The 15,000-nt window shown below is 30.6% G+C and carries 15 protein-coding genes; 3 read left to right on the forward strand and 12 right to left on the reverse strand.

Translation table 11 applies throughout. The features are described 5' to 3' along the window. Window positions 1-140: 140 nt before the first annotated feature. The 4 genes from WHD08_RS03535 to yiaA all read right to left on the reverse strand — a co-directional run bounded on the left by WHD08_RS03535 (window position 141) and on the right by yiaA (window position 3,887). The gene (locus WHD08_RS03535) at window positions 141-989 is read right to left on the reverse strand and encodes a DMT family transporter (RefSeq protein WP_244183259.1); all 849 of its coding nucleotides are present in this window, start codon (window positions 987-989) and stop codon (window positions 141-143) included. Between the two features lie 9 nt (window positions 990-998). Further along, a complete protein-coding gene (locus WHD08_RS03540) occupies window positions 999-2,321 on the reverse strand; it encodes an MFS transporter (RefSeq protein WP_208889202.1) in 1,323 nt (440 codons plus the stop codon). A 4-nt stretch (window positions 2,322-2,325) separates the two neighbouring features. Further along, window positions 2,326-3,246 (reverse strand): EamA family transporter, encoded by a 921-nt coding sequence (locus tag WHD08_RS03545; RefSeq protein ID WP_165733256.1) that lies wholly within the window; start codon window positions 3,244-3,246, stop codon window positions 2,326-2,328. Window positions 3,247-3,398: 152 nt separating this feature from the next. Then, complete coding sequence (gene yiaA / locus WHD08_RS03550) at window positions 3,399-3,887, reverse strand: inner membrane protein YiaA (RefSeq protein ID WP_208889201.1); 489 nt, start codon at window positions 3,885-3,887, stop codon at window positions 3,399-3,401. Window positions 3,888-4,037: 150 nt separating this feature from the next. Here yiaA and WHD08_RS03555 point away from each other — a divergent pair, with 150 nt between their 5' ends. Next, window positions 4,038-5,537, forward strand: coding sequence for a hypothetical protein (locus WHD08_RS03555; RefSeq protein ID WP_208889200.1), 1,500 nt, complete (start codon window positions 4,038-4,040; stop codon window positions 5,535-5,537). A 90-nt stretch (window positions 5,538-5,627) separates the two neighbouring features. Next, window positions 5,628-6,122, forward strand: coding sequence for a hypothetical protein (locus tag WHD08_RS03560; RefSeq protein WP_165733259.1), 495 nt, complete (start codon window positions 5,628-5,630; stop codon window positions 6,120-6,122). A gap of 15 nt (window positions 6,123-6,137) precedes the next feature. Here the strand turns inward: WHD08_RS03560 and hisIE are convergent, their stop codons facing one another. The 8 genes from hisIE to hisG form a co-directional block, all read right to left on the reverse strand. Next, complete coding sequence (hisIE, locus tag WHD08_RS03565) at window positions 6,138-6,737, reverse strand: bifunctional phosphoribosyl-AMP cyclohydrolase/phosphoribosyl-ATP diphosphatase HisIE (protein WP_165733260.1); 600 nt, start codon at window positions 6,735-6,737, stop codon at window positions 6,138-6,140. Window positions 6,738-6,841: 104 nt separating this feature from the next. Continuing rightward, window positions 6,842-7,597, reverse strand: coding sequence for an imidazole glycerol phosphate synthase subunit HisF (gene hisF / locus WHD08_RS03570; protein WP_208889199.1), 756 nt, complete (start codon window positions 7,595-7,597; stop codon window positions 6,842-6,844). 137 nt (window positions 7,598-7,734) lie between these two features. Next, window positions 7,735-8,472 (reverse strand): 1-(5-phosphoribosyl)-5-[(5-phosphoribosylamino)methylideneamino]imidazole-4-carboxamide isomerase, encoded by a 738-nt coding sequence (gene hisA, locus WHD08_RS03575; protein WP_208889198.1) that lies wholly within the window; start codon window positions 8,470-8,472, stop codon window positions 7,735-7,737. Between the two features lie 119 nt (window positions 8,473-8,591). Next, window positions 8,592-9,173 carry an imidazole glycerol phosphate synthase subunit HisH gene (hisH, locus tag WHD08_RS03580; RefSeq protein ID WP_208889197.1) on the reverse strand — a complete coding sequence of 194 codons (582 nt, stop codon included), beginning with the start codon at window positions 9,171-9,173 and terminating at the stop codon, window positions 8,592-8,594. Continuing rightward, a complete protein-coding gene (hisB, locus tag WHD08_RS03585; protein WP_165733263.1) occupies window positions 9,173-10,312 on the reverse strand; it encodes a bifunctional histidinol-phosphatase/imidazoleglycerol-phosphate dehydratase HisB in 1,140 nt (379 codons plus the stop codon). Before hisB ends, hisH begins: the two co-directional genes overlap by 1 nt. A 55-nt stretch (window positions 10,313-10,367) precedes the next feature. Continuing rightward, entirely contained in the window at window positions 10,368-11,426 is a 1,059-nt protein-coding gene (gene hisC / locus WHD08_RS03590; RefSeq protein WP_208889196.1) for a histidinol-phosphate transaminase, read from the reverse strand. Window positions 11,427-11,476: 50 nt separating this feature from the next. Next, window positions 11,477-12,760, reverse strand: coding sequence for a histidinol dehydrogenase (gene hisD, locus WHD08_RS03595; RefSeq protein WP_208889195.1), 1,284 nt, complete (start codon window positions 12,758-12,760; stop codon window positions 11,477-11,479). Between the two features lie 202 nt (window positions 12,761-12,962). Next, window positions 12,963-13,820, reverse strand: coding sequence for an ATP phosphoribosyltransferase (hisG, locus tag WHD08_RS03600; protein WP_165733266.1), 858 nt, complete (start codon window positions 13,818-13,820; stop codon window positions 12,963-12,965). Window positions 13,821-14,159: 339 nt separating this feature from the next. On the opposite strand from hisG, the gene ttcA reads away from it, so the two are divergent. Continuing rightward, window positions 14,160-14,957: a tRNA 2-thiocytidine(32) synthetase TtcA gene (ttcA, locus tag WHD08_RS03605; protein ID WP_208889194.1), complete on the forward strand. Its 798-nt coding sequence runs from the start codon at window positions 14,160-14,162 to the stop codon at window positions 14,955-14,957. Window positions 14,958-15,000 lie beyond the last annotated feature (43 nt).

The following is a 15,000-nucleotide window of genomic DNA, read 5'->3' on the forward strand; positions in this document are numbered from 1 at the left end:
AGTACTGAAAATACGCTACCGAAAGACTCAGTAACAGGGCTAAAATAATATATAGAATTGTAATTGTTTGCAATGATTTTTATTTATGTGAAATATATAAAGAACTATTTTAAAATGAGTGTTATTTTTTTAGAGTCTTTCTATGAATTATCTAATTTAGATTTGTACCAAATATTTAAAATTAAACCACCAATAATTAATGCGATTCCTAAAAAACTATAAAAAGTATAAATTTCTCCGAATAAGAAAACGCCAAAAGTAGCTGTATAAATAACCTCAAAATATTTAATTGGTGCCACTATATTTGTCGAAGCGGTCTGAAAAGCTTTGGTCATAAAAACCTGCCCTACATAACCCAAAATACCTAAAAGTAATAAAAACAACCATTCAATTCCTTTAGGAGTTGTCCAGTTATTTATAGAAAGTATACCTCCTAAAACAGTAGCAAACATCATAAAATAATTTACTACTACAAGAGGGTGTTCACTCTTACCAATTTTATTAATAATTACATAAACTAAGCCGCTAAGTACAGAAGCTAGTAAAACCAAGATTAAACCCGTTGTATTTATTTGATGATCAAATCCTTTTAACACAAAAACACCTACAAGTGAAATTACAAAAAAGCCCCATTGTAAAGGTTTAATTTTCTCCTTTAATAAAAATACCGCAAAAATAGCGGAAAAAATCGGAGCAATATACCTTATGGAAACCGCAGTACCAATAGATAAATACTTTATAGACATAAAAAAAAGACTCATTGAAGTTGTTCCTGCTATCGCTCTTAAAATTAGTGATTTATTATTTTTACCAATCATTGGTATTTTATTTTTTAATAAAAAACCAACCGTAAAAAAAAGTGATCCTAAAGACCTAAAAAAAACGATTTCAAAAGTAGGAATACCTTTTAAATATTTAACAGTAGAATTCATGCAGGCAAAAGCTAAAGTGCTTATCAACATGTATTTTATGGCTCTTTTTACTTCCAAAACTAATCTTTATTTATCTGTTATTTTATCTGGTTTCTTTAAACTCAAAGAACCTATAAATAAAAAAACTAAAAAAGGAATTAACACATAACTTACATAACGATAACTCCCTAAACTCGTAAAACAATAACTAAATAAACTTGGCGCCAAAGCACTTGCAATAACCAAAAAACTCATTACTTTTCCGGTAATAGCACCTAAATACTCTCTTCCAAAATAACGTGGCCAAGTAACTGCATTTACCACTGCAAAAAGTCCGCTGTAGGTTCCTAAACCAATTATCAATAAATAAATCCCCATAGCATCATCTAAAACTAAAAGTCCTATAGAAGCTATAATTCCACTAAAAAGCATAATGAATAAATATATTTTATGCGCTATATAATCACTTAAGATGTTTGCTACTGTAGATACAGAAATAGCAATGATAGAAATTGGCAGAAAAACAGCAATTGCTTCTGTTTTATCATAGCCTTGTGTATTAAAAATTGAAATTACATGAAAGGTAAAGCCTGTAGTAAAAAAACTATTAAAAGCTAATGCCAAACCAAACATCCAAAAGGCACGTGTTTTTTTGGCTTCCTCTAACGTAAAATTAACCTCTATAATTTCTACGTTCTTTTTTTTAGTTTTCTTTTTAGAAAGAAAACCATCCGGAATTAAGCCAAAATCTTCTGGCTTGTTTCTGTAAAATTGAAGAATTAAAAAACTAAAAATAAACAAACAGACTGCTAATATCTGCCAACTTACCTCCCAACCTTTTTCATCAATTAAATAATTAAATAAGATTGGTGAACTAGAAAAACCTAATGAAACGGTAATACTACTAATAGAATTTACCTTACCTCGGTTTTTATCAAACCACATCATTACCATATTTCTAGAAGCCATTGTGAGTACACCTTGACCACAAAAACGAACAAGAAAAAACAAAACACACAACAATACAAAAGGAATAAACCAAGATTTTGTGTTTAAAAAAAGTTTAAGAACATCACTAATTCCTTCCGCAAAAGAAAAAATAATTAACGAGACTGCTAAAAAGAATGCTGCAAAAAAAGCAACATATCTTGCTCCGAATTTATCAAATAATCTTCCGGCCTTTGTAACAAAAAAAGCACTTAACAAGGTACCAATTAAGTATGCATTACTAAATTGGTTTCGAGTTAAACCCAAGGCATCTTTTACAGGATCTGTAAAAACAGAAACTCCTACAGTCTGACCAGGAATACTGAACAAAACACCAATACTGCCAAAAACTAAGACTACATATCCGTAAAAAAAAGGCCATTTTTTAGGATTTATAAAAGAAAATGAATTTTCGTTTTTCACGTATCTAAGGTTTTATAACTTCTTCTGCATCTACCTTTGCAATCCTTTTTCTAGAGGTAATAAAATAGACACCTGTTAATAAAACCATAGACGCAAGAATAGACTGACTTGTAAGTACTTCATCTAAAAAGTACCATCCTAAAAGCATTGCTATAATAGGATTTACATAAGCAGAAGTAGCAACTTTATCTGGAGACACTAATTTTAGCAAATAATTAAAGGCTGTAAAAGCAATAATACTTCCAAAAACAACCAACATACCCATAGAATACTTCACTTCTTGAGACCAGTCTAAAGGAGAAGTCATGGTTTCACCAAAAGAAAAACTCATTATAATTAGAAACAAACCAGCAAACAACGTCTGGTACCCTGTAGTAATAAAGAAGTTTTTAGGCAAATCTGCTTTAGACACGAACACGCCGCCATAACTCCAACTTAACACACAGGTTAAAATCATAAAAATACCTAGTAAACTACCTTCTGATGCAGTAATAGATTGTTGACTCACCAATAAATACATTCCCAGAATACCCAAAGAAACACCAATTATAGATTGTTTCTGCATTGGTTTTCTATCTATCAGTCGTAATAATATTAAAACAAATAATGGCTGCGTAGAGGCTAACAAAGCAGCAAAACCACTATCTAAATATACAAGTGCCCATACAAAAACACCGTTACCATACACTAAGAAAAAAAAGCCAGAGATACAGCAGTTAATTAGTTGTTTTCTTGTAATTCTAAGATCTAATTTCAAGATTTTAGAAATGATCATTATTAAAATCCCAGCCCCTGAAAAACGTAACGAAGCCATAAAAAATGGAGGTAACGCCGTTACCGCGATTTTATTAAATAAATAAGTGGAACCCCATACAATGTATATTGTAAAAAAGGCTAAAACAATTAATATTTTTGATTTTTTCAAAACAAGTAATTTATCAACCAAAGATAAATATAGAAAGGCTATAAATAAAATTACTGCTTAACCTATTTTGCATTAAAATTAACCTCGTATAAAATTTTAAACCTCACAAGTATTTACTTGTGAGGTTTTGGTTATCTAAAACCATTACTAAACTAACTCTTCTCTTCTTCTGTTTTATTGTTAATATAATCGATATCTCTTGTATTTTTTTGTACAGAAATGGCACCAAATAAACTTAATAAGAATGAAATTCCATAAAATCCTTTTTCACTTAAAAGAAAATCTGCATTCCTCAGTCCTATGATTAATAACAGTATCGCAGCAAGAACCACTACCCAACTAATTCCGTAGTACATTTCACTAACTTTTATCTCTTCTGCTTTATCTCTCACCGCTTTTTGTAGGGAAATTACAGCGTAAATACCCATTAAAAGAATAGCGAAATAAAATCCTTTTTCATTTAATTCAATCGAGGCATTCCACAAACCGATACAGTAAGAAACTAGACCAATTATTAAAGCTCCCCAAGAAGCACCAACATAAGCAGAAGTTGGTTTTGAATTTAACTCATTATTTACTTTTTTCTTTTTACTTTCTTTTTTAGTTTCTTCATTAATTGAAGATGTTGTTTGATAATTCATAATATTTAGTTTAATAATTATGATACAAATTTGCAACCCTTTTAAAGTTATAAGAATTCAATTTACAACAATTACTGACGATATAATTTTAACAAAACATATAAAATTTAATAAATTTATTATATTTACAATCTATTTACTGACGATATAATGATAAATTTAAAAGAAGTATTAAACACTTTTACTAGAGAACAACAACAAGATTTTCTTTCTTACCTTGACAAAAAAAACAAAAGGAAAGATGCTAAAAACTGTCAATTAGTAAACCTTTTGCTAGAAGACAATTTATCATCTACAGAAATTTCTGAAAAATTATACGGCAAACAAAATAAAGTAGCTTTACATGCACTTAGAAAACGTTTGTTTCAATCTCTTATAGATTTTACAGCAAACACAAGTATGAAAGAAGAAAATTCAATCGATATTCTTTTGATAAAAAACATTCTATCTGCTAGGTACTTTCTTAAAAAGGGACAACTAAAAGTTGGGTATCAAATTTTAGACAAAACCATCGTAACGGCAAATGAATACCAATTATTTGCAATTTTAAATGAAGTATATCATACGAAAATTCAATATGCACATTTAAACCCAGACATAAACCTAGAGAAGTTAATCGCCGATTTTAAAGAGAATCAAAATAAACTTATTTTAGAAGACCAACTAAATATTGCGTACGCTAAAATTAGAACTTCATTGGCTAATTATCGTCAAAACAAATCTAATATTGATATTAAAAAATTGATAGATCTTGTTTTAAAAGAACAAGACATTGCAATTAATGATTCTTTATCCTTTAAATCATTATATCAAATTATTAAGATAACAAGCATATCATCTGCTCAAAAATTTGATTATTATAATATTGACGAATTCATTATCGAAACATATCAAATTATTCAAAATCATACATCAAAGGACAAACAACTTAATTATCACTTAGAGGTTTTGTATTTAATTGCGAACGTACTTTTTAGAAACAAGAAATTTGAAGAATCCGAACACTATTTAAAATTGATGCTCTTTTACATGAATGCAGAAAATAAAAAATATTATAATGACTTTATTCAGAAATATGATTTATTACACGCTCTTAACTTAAACTACACAAATAAACAAGTAAAAGCTATTTCTTTATTAGCGCCTTATATCGATAAAAAAAATACAACTATTGTTTCACAATTAGACTTCTCACTTTCTTTAATTGTTTTTTATTACCAGCATAAATCCTTAGAAAAAGCTCAAAAAATAGTATCTAAATTTTACCATACGGACAAATGGTATATCGAAAAAGCAGGAATTATTTGGACCATCAAAAAAAACCTAATTGAAATTTTATTACAAATAGATTTAGGAAATATTGATTTGGTAGATTCAAGGTTAAAAAGCTTTAAAAGAAACTATTTCTCTAAACTTTTAGACATGAATCAAGAAAAGGTAATTACCTATTTAAAATTAGTAGAAATCTATTATAAAAACCCAGAAGTAGCCACTACAATAGCCTTTAAAGAAAAAGTACAAACTTCATTTGACTGGTTAGACACCAAAAAAGAAGATATTTTTATGATGAGTTTCTTTGCTTGGTTAAAAGCAAAAATGACCAAACAAGATATGTATTTGGTCACTTTAGATTTGATAATAAATAAATAATTATGAAACCACTATTAATCCCGAAAAAAACATCCTTTTTGGCACAATACTTGTTAAATTTATAATTCCTTTTAATTAAAAATGTATATCATGAAACACGTCTATATCTTCCTATTAATTATTTCCTCTTTATTTTTATACAACTGTAGTAAAGACGACAAAGATATTGACGTTAGATATACAATAGATGATTTACAAAAAATCCATGGAAATAGCTCTAAAACATGGAAAGTTGAGGCTTTTTACAAAACCTATGAAAATGATGTACTTAGCGAACTTAACGAATGTTATACCGATGATGAATATACTTTTTTCTACGATAAAAATGAAGCTCAAGTAACACTTGGTAATATTTCTTGTTACTACGATAATCCAACAGAACAAGAAGGTCGATTAACGTATAGTTTCTATGAAGATTCAGGTAAAATTTTCATCAATATTTCTAAAGGAGAAAGTCTTAATGAAAATTTTAGAACTGAACTTACTATTCTTGGTTTAGAAGAACTTAGTGAAACTAGAATGGTTTTTACAGCAGGAGATTATCCTTATTATGGAAAAGCTTTAGTTTTTACATCTGTACCGTAAACCTTTCAAAAAGTATTATTTATGTCTTCCTTTTAATTCCTCTTCAATGTCTTTTAAAGTGAATCCTTTTGCTTGTAACAACATTAAGTAATGGAACATTAAATCTGCCGATTCATATAAAAACAACTCGTCGTTATTATCCATTGCCTCAATAACAGTTTCTACTGCTTCCTCTCCTACTTTCTGAGCAACTTTGTTAATTCCTTTAGAAAACAAGCTTGCTACATAAGATTTTTTAGTGTCTTTGTTAGCAACTCTTTCTGTAATTACGTCTTCTAAAGTAGAAAAGAAACCATAGTTTGGTTTGTTTTCTTCTCCCCAACAAGTACTTGTTCCCTTATGGCAGGTTGGTCCATTCGGATTTACAGAAACTAATAATGTATCATTATCACAATCTAGTTTTATATCAACCAAATTCAATACATTTCCACTTTCTTCACCTTTTGTCCAAAGTCTATTTTTAGTTCTAGAAAAGAAAGTAACTAATTTAGTTTCTTGTGTTTTAGCAAAAGCTTCTTCATTCATATACCCCAACATCAAAACGTTTTTTGTGGTTGCATCTTGAATGATTGCGGGTACTAATCCGTCGTTGTTTTTATTGAAATCTATATTCATAATTATTGTTTTTTGTCATTTCGAAATGAGCTTTTTTTAAGTGATTGAGAAATCTTTATTTTAAAATATTTCTCATTATTCTTCAGAATGACATTGTAATTTTTTTATAACCTTACCGGTATATTTTGTTTTTTCAACTCCTCTTTCAACTCCAAAATAGGAATTTCTCCAAAATGAAAAACACTCGCAGCTAATGCGGCATCTGCTTTCCCTTTTTTAAACGTATCAGCAAAATGCTGAATTGTCCCTGCTCCTCCAGAAGCAATAATAGGAATGTTTAATATTTCTGATAAATGTGCCAAAGCTTCATTTGCAAAACCTCCTTTTGTGCCATCATGATTCATAGAAGTAAACAAAATTTCTCCTGCTCCACGCTCTTCTACTTCTTTTGCCCAATCAAAAAGTTTGATCTCTGTAGGAATCGTTCCTCCAGCTAAATGCACAAACCATTCTCCATCAATTTGTTTAGCATCGATTGCAACTACCACACATTGACTTCCAAATTTCTCTGCCAATTCGTTAACCAATTCTGGTCTTTTTACTGCCGATGAATTGATAGAAACCTTATCTGCTCCCCATTTTAACAACTCATTTACATTTTCTACAGAAGAAATTCCACCACCAACTGTAAACGGAATATTCACTTGTTCCGCCACTTGATGCACCATTTCTATCATGGTTTTCCTACCTTCTAACGTTGCAGAAATATCTAAAAAAACCAATTCGTCTGCACCTAAATCTGCATATTGTTTTGCTAAAACCACAGGGTCTCCTGCATCTATTAAATTTACGAAATTAACACCTTTTACAGTTCTTCCGTTTTTAATATCTAAACAAGGTATTATTCTTTTTGTTAACATAAGCCCATCCTAACCTTCCCAAAGGGAAGGAACTAATTTGTTACTATTAATATAATCATGGATATTTTTTCTACATTTTATCCATGATATCAGTTCGAGTGATTTCGATTTTTATCGAAATTATATCGAGAACCATTTTATTTTTTAATTATAAATTCTTCCAACTGTTTTAAGCTGATTTTATTCTCATAAATCGCTTTTCCAATAATTACACCTTCGCAACCATTTTCTGCCAATTTAGGCAATTCATCAAAAGCTGAAATTCCACCAGAAGCAATTAACTTTACATTTTTTACTTCAGATAAAATTTGATTATAAATATCAAAACTTGGTCCTTGTAACATGCCGTCTTTAGAAATATCGGTACAAATAATATACTGAATTCCTTTTTGATGATAATCAGCAATAAAAGGAATCAATTCTAAACTACTTTCTTCCTGCCAACCATTGGTTGCAATCTTTCCTCCTGTTGCATCAGGATAAAAATCAGCTCCTAAAATAATTTTTTCTGAACCATATTTTTCAATCCAACTTTCAAAAATCTCGCTATTTTTTACAGCAATACTTCCTCCTGTAATTTGATTAGCCCCAGAATTAAAAGCAATTTCTAAATCTTTATCAGACTTTAAACCACCACCAAAATCAATTTTTAAATTGGTTTTAGAAGCAATCTGTTCCAATACTTTATGATTGATAATCTGACTTGCTTTTGCACCATCTAAATCTACCACATGTAAATACTCGATACCTGCAGCTTCAAATTCTTTGGCTACTTCTAAAGGATTTTCATTATAAATTTTCTTTGTGTTATAATCTCCTTTTGTTAAACGAACACATTTTCCGTCTATAATATCTATTGCTGGTATTATTCTCAAAATAGTCTTTTTATTAATTATTGTCATTTCGAAATGAGCCTTTTAGGCGATTGAGAAATCTTATCATGAGATTCCTAGATTCCTCTTCGTTCCTCAGTCGGAATGACATCCGTTATTATTTATAAATTTAGGAAGTTCTTCAATATCTGTTCTCCTGCTAAACCACTTTTTTCTGGGTGAAACTGAGTACCATAAAAATTATCTTTTTGTAAAGCAGAAGCATATTCAAATTCATAATCTGTAGTCGCAATGGCTTCTTCACAATTTTCTGCGTAAAAACTATGCACCAAATACATAAACTCTTTTTCTTTAATTCCTGTAAATAAATCTGATTTTAAATTATAAATAATATTCCAGCCCATTTGCGGAACTTTTACAGCTTTCGAAAACTTCTTTATCGCTACATCAAAAATCCCTAATCCTTTTGTATTTCCTTCTTCAGATGAATTACACATTAATTGCATTCCTAAACAAATTCCTAAAACAGGTTGTTTTAAAGTAGGAATCACTTTATCTAATCCGCTTTCTTGCAACATTTTCATTGCTGAACTTGCTTCTCCAACACCAGGAAAAATCACTTTATCTGCCGCTTTTATTTCATCAATATTATTTGATAAAACAGCATCAATTCCTAATCTCTTAAACGCAAACTGAATACTTTTTATGTTTCCTGCTCCGTAATCTATAATTACTAATTTCATTATAAAACTCCTTTTGTTGATGGTAAAAACATTTTGTTTGCATCTCTTTTAACCGCCATTTTCATCGCTTTAGCAAACGCTTTAAAAATCCCTTCAATTTTATGATGCTCATTTGCGCCTTCTGCCTTAATATTTAAATTACATCTTGCGCCATCTGTAAACGATTTAAACAAATGTAAAAACATTTCTGTTGGCATATCACCAATCATTTCACGTTTAAAATCAGCTTCCCAAACCAACCAAGGTCTTCCGCCAAAATCTACCGCTGCTTGTGCCAAACAATCGTCCATTGGCAAACAAAATCCATAGCGCTCAATACCCAATTTATTTCCTAATGCTTTATTGAATAATTCTCCCAAAGCAATCATGGTATCCTCTATGGTGTGATGTTCATCAACCTCTAAATCTCCATCTACTTTTACCGTTAAATCCATTGCTCCATGACGACCAATTTGATCTAACATGTGGTCGAAAAACTTAACTCCTGTAGAAATATCATTTTTACCAGAACCGTCTAAATTTAATTTGATATAAATCTTCGTTTCGTTGGTATTTCTTGTGATTTCAGAAACTCTATCTTCTAATTTTAAAAACTCATAAATAGTTTTCCAATCGGTAGATGTTAAAGCAATACAATCTAAAATTTCTTGCTTAGAAGTCTCAATTTCATCTGCACCTAATTCTGGGTCTTCAGACAAAAAGATTCCTTTTGCGCCTAAATTCTTAGCCAATTCCATGTCTGTAATTCTATCTCCTAAAACAAAAGAATTTGCCAAATCATATTCCTCAGAAAAATACTTGGTTAACAAACCTGTTCTTGGTTTACGTGTTTCAGCATTTTCATGCGGAAACGTTTTATCGATACAAACTTCAGAGAAAACAACACCTTCCTTTTCAAATGCCGATATTACTTTATTTTGTGCTGGCCAAAAAGTATCTTCCGGAAAAGAATCTGTACCTAATCCATCTTGATTGGTTACCATCACCAATTCAAAATCTAGTTCCTCGGCAATTCTTGCCATGTAACGAAACACCTTCGGATAATACTCTAACTTTTCTAGACTATCTAATTGATAATCTACAGGCGGTTCTAATACTAAAGTTCCGTCTCTGTCTATAAATAATACTTTTTTACTCATCTTATATTTTTTCCTGCAGGGTTTCTAGAACCTTGTAAGTTTGTTTATTTTAATATTACTGTATTGCCTTTAAAGCTCTTAATAACCTTTGATTTTCTTCACAAATCCCCACACTAATTCGCAAACAATTTTCGCACAAAGGTTGTGTAGTTCTGTTTCTAATAACCACACCATATTCAATTAACTGCTTATAACGTTTTGTTGCATCATCTACCTTTAACAATAAAAAATTACCATCCGAAGGATATACTTTTTCTATATAACTAACACAACACTCTAACTCCTTTTTAAGACGCTTTCTCTCGCTAATTAATTGAGAAATTTCATTCTCAACTTCATCCATCTTTTGCAATCTTACAATGGCTCTTTGCTGCGTTAATTCATTTACGTTATAAGGTGGCTTTATATTATTTAAAATTTTAATAATTTCTTTGGATGCATAACAAACTCCTAAGCGAATTCCCGCTAAACCAAATGCTTTAGATAAAGTTTGTGTAATGATTAAATTAGGAAATTGCGACAATCTTTCTAACCAACTTCTTTGTTCAGAAAAATCGATATACGCTTCATCAATAACAACTAATCCTTTAAATTTTGTAAGCAATTCTCTAACCGATTCTGCTGTAAAACTAATTCCTGTTGGGTTGTTTGGAGAACACAAAAACAAAATTTTACTATTGGCATCAGCTGCTTTTAAAATCTGACTGACTTGTGGCTGAAAATCACCTTCACTTAACAATACCTCTCTATTTTCGATGGCATTGATGTTTGCCAACACATCATACATTCCGTATGTAGGTGGCAATGAAATTACATTGTCTTTATTAGGTTCGCAAAAAGCTCTATAAATTAAATCTAAAACTTCATCACTTCCATTTCCTAAAAGAATATTTTCTTTGCTGACTCCTTTAATATCAGCTAGTAAATCTTTTACACCGTTTTGTTGTGGGTCTGGATATCTATTAACACCGTTTTCAAAAGGATTTTCATTAGCATCTAAGAAAATCATTTCTGTAGTATTAGCATCTTTATATTCATCTCTTGCGGAAGAATATGGTTTTAGAGATTTTATATTTTCTCTAACTAAGTTATTGATGTTAAAGTCTGTTTTCATTGCTGTTATTTTCCAAACCTCACAGGTTTTAAAAACCTGTGAGGTTTATCTTATTTTAAATCTTTTAAACGAATAGAAACTGCATTTTTATGTGCATCTAAGCCTTCTGCTGCTGCCATTAATTCTATTGATTTTCCAATAGTTTGTATTCCTTCTTTAGAAATTTGTTGAAACGTAATACTTTTAGTAAAACTATCTAAATTTACTCCGGAATACGATTTAGAAAATCCGTTTGTTGGTAATGTATGATTGGTTCCTGAAGCATAGTCGCCTGCACTTTCCGGGGTATAATTTCCAATAAAAACAGAACCTGCATTTTCTATATTATCTATATAAAAATCATTGTTATTTGTACAAACAATAAAGTGTTCTGGACCATACTCATTAATCAACTCTAAAGCGATTTCATCATTCTCTACAAAAATAGATTTCGAATTATTGATCGCTTTCTGAGCAATTTCTGCTCTCGTTAGTTTTGCTAACTGAATTTCAATTTCTTTGGCAACCTCAGCAATCATTTCTTTGGATGTTGATACCAAAATAACTTGACTATCAGCACCATGTTCAGCTTGACTTAACAAATCTGAAGCCACATAACTTGCGTTTGCAGAATCGTCTGCAACGACTAACAATTCACTTGGACCTGCAGGCATATCTATAGCAACACCATGTTTTGTAGACAGTTGCTTCGCAACCGTTACATACTGATTTCCTGGGCCAAATATTTTATACACTTGCGGAATGGTTTCTGTTCCAAACGTATATCCTGCAATAGCTTGAATTCCGCCAACTTTTATAATTTTTGTAACTCCGCATAAATTTGCAGCATACAAAATAGCCGGATGAATTTTACCTTCCTTATTTGGAGGAGAACACAATACAATTTCTTTACAACCTGCAATTTGTGCAGGAATTGCCAACATTAAAACCGTAGAAAACAAAGGTGCTGTTCCGCCAGGAATATACAAACCAACTTTAGTAATTGGTCTTTTTTCTTGCCAACAAGAAACTCCGTTTGCCGTTTCTACAAAAACTTTATCGGTTTTTTGAGCAGTATGAAATTTGGTAATATTCTCTTTTGCAAGAATAATAGCGTCTTTTAATTCATTAGAAACTAATGAAATTGCTTCTTCTATTTCATCTAGCGAAACAATTGTATTTTCTAAAGAAACACCATCAAATTTTGCGGTGTATTTCTTTACAGCTGCATCCCCGTTTTCTTTGACATCAGCAAAAACCTCATTTACAACTCCTTCTATATCATCAACCGTTTTTGTGGGTCTCTCTAAAATTTGAGACCACTCTTTTCTGGATGGGTTTATAATTGTATTCATGTTTTAAATTTCTCCTGCATGGTTTCTAAAACCTTGTAGGTATTTTACTTTTTAATTTATACTTACAAAGTTATTTAAACCTTGCAGGATGTTAGCAAACTTGTAATTTGCGTTAGGGATTGTAGCATTTGTTTGAGCTCTTTTTTCTTTTTTAGAAAAAAAGCGAGTGCGAAAAGCCCGTTAAAACGCCCAAATAAAAATATTAAAGCACCATTTTTTCAATAGGACACACTAAAATACCTTCTGCTCCATTTGCTTTTAACTCTTCTATAATTTCCCAAAATTCATTCTTGCTAATTACCGTGTGCACAGAACTCCACCCTTTTTGCGCCAATGGCAAAACAGTAGGACTTCTCATACCTGGTAATAAATTTAAGATGTCATCTAATTTCTCGTTAGGTGCATTTAGCAACACATATTTAGAGTCTCTTCCTTTTAAAACAGACTGAATTCTGAATTGAATTTTCTCTAAAATAGCCATTCTTTCGTCTGAAATTAATGGAGAAACAGCTAAAACAGCTTCAGATTTTAAAAGAACTTCAATCTCTTTTAATCCGTTTTTAAATAATGTACTTCCACTAGAAACAATATCACAAATTCCGTCTGCTAATCCAATATTTGGTGCAATTTCTACAGAACCATTAATAATGTGTAACTGTGCTTCTATATTATACTCTTTTAAATATTTTCTTACGGTTTCTGGATATGATGTAGCAATTCTTTTGCCGTCTAAATCTTTTAATGAATTAGCTTCAGACTCTTTTGGTACAGCTATAGAAACTTTACATTTAGAAAAACCTAAACGCTCTATAAAGTCTAAATCGTTTCCTTTTTCTATCAAAACATTCTCGCCAATAATAGCAGCATCTACAACTCCATCTCTTAAATACTGAGGAATATCTCCATTTCTAAGATAAAAAACCTCAACAGGAAAATTTCTTGCGGATGCTTTTAACTGATCTTTTCCGTTGTCTATTGAGATTCCGATATCTTTTAAGATACCCATAGAATCTTCATTTAATCTTCCTGACTTTTGTACTGCAATTCTTAAATTACTCATTTTTGTTTTGTTTGATGCCTGAGCAAATACGGTTTAAAATTAAAAAAACCCGTTTGATTCGCTCAAACGGGTTTATAAATATCTTGATTTTATTCAATACACTTTTAAATCGCTTGACTGCAATTGTAAAAATGATGATGATGGTTTTGAATAAAAGTCATGTCTTGTTTATTTCTATGCAAATATCAAAATTTTATTTTTAATTACACTAATATTTATCCTAAAAATTAGATCAAACTATAATTTTTATCAAATTAATAATATTTGTTTAAAATTTATATTTTTTATAATTTAAAATACCTTTTTAAACTTCCATAACAAACACTTATTTTTGCAGCCATGGAAAACATAAAACAGGTTACAAAAAAACTACAGCGCTCTGTTGCAGAAGCGATACAGCAATTTACAATGATTGCCGAAGGAGATAAAATTATGGTCTGCCTTTCTGGCGGAAAAGATAGTTATGCAATGCTTAACATGTTATTGTATTTCCAGAAAGTAGCGCCTATTTCTTTTGATATTGTTGCCGTTAATTTAGACCAAAAACAACCTGGTTTTCCAGAAGAAATACTCCCAACCTATTTACACAATTTAGGGGTTGATTATAAAATTATAGAAAAGAATACCTATAAGATTGTAATGGACAAAACGCCCGAAGGTAAAACAACTTGCAGCTTGTGCTCTCGTTTGCGTAGAGGAACGCTATATGAAGCTGCTAAAGATTTAGGTTGTAATAAATTGGCTTTAGGACATCATAGAAATGACATTCTAGAAACTTTTTTCTTAAACTTCTTTTTTGCAGGAAAAATGGAAACCATGCCTCCGAAATTTAAAAATGATGCAGGTGATTTAGTTGTTTTAAGACCTTTGGCTTTTTGTAAAGAAAGTGATATTGAAACGTATTCAGACTTTATGGACTTCCCTATCATTCCTTGTAATTTATGTGGTTCTCAAGAAAACTTGCAACGCCAAAACGTAAAACAAATGATTTCTGACTGGGAAACTGAATTCCCAAATAGAAATGCGATCATGATGAATGCTTTACAGAACGTATCTCCTTCTCACCTTTTAGATAAAAACTTATATGATTTTGATAATTTAGAATCTAAAATATCTGAACCGATAGCTACCATTTAGAGAAGTTAGAACTATTTTAAACGCATAAGATTTTAAAATAGAA

This window comes from Polaribacter sejongensis, from assembly GCF_038024065.1.
GTDB lineage: Bacteria > Bacteroidota > Bacteroidia > Flavobacteriales > Flavobacteriaceae > Polaribacter > Polaribacter sejongensis.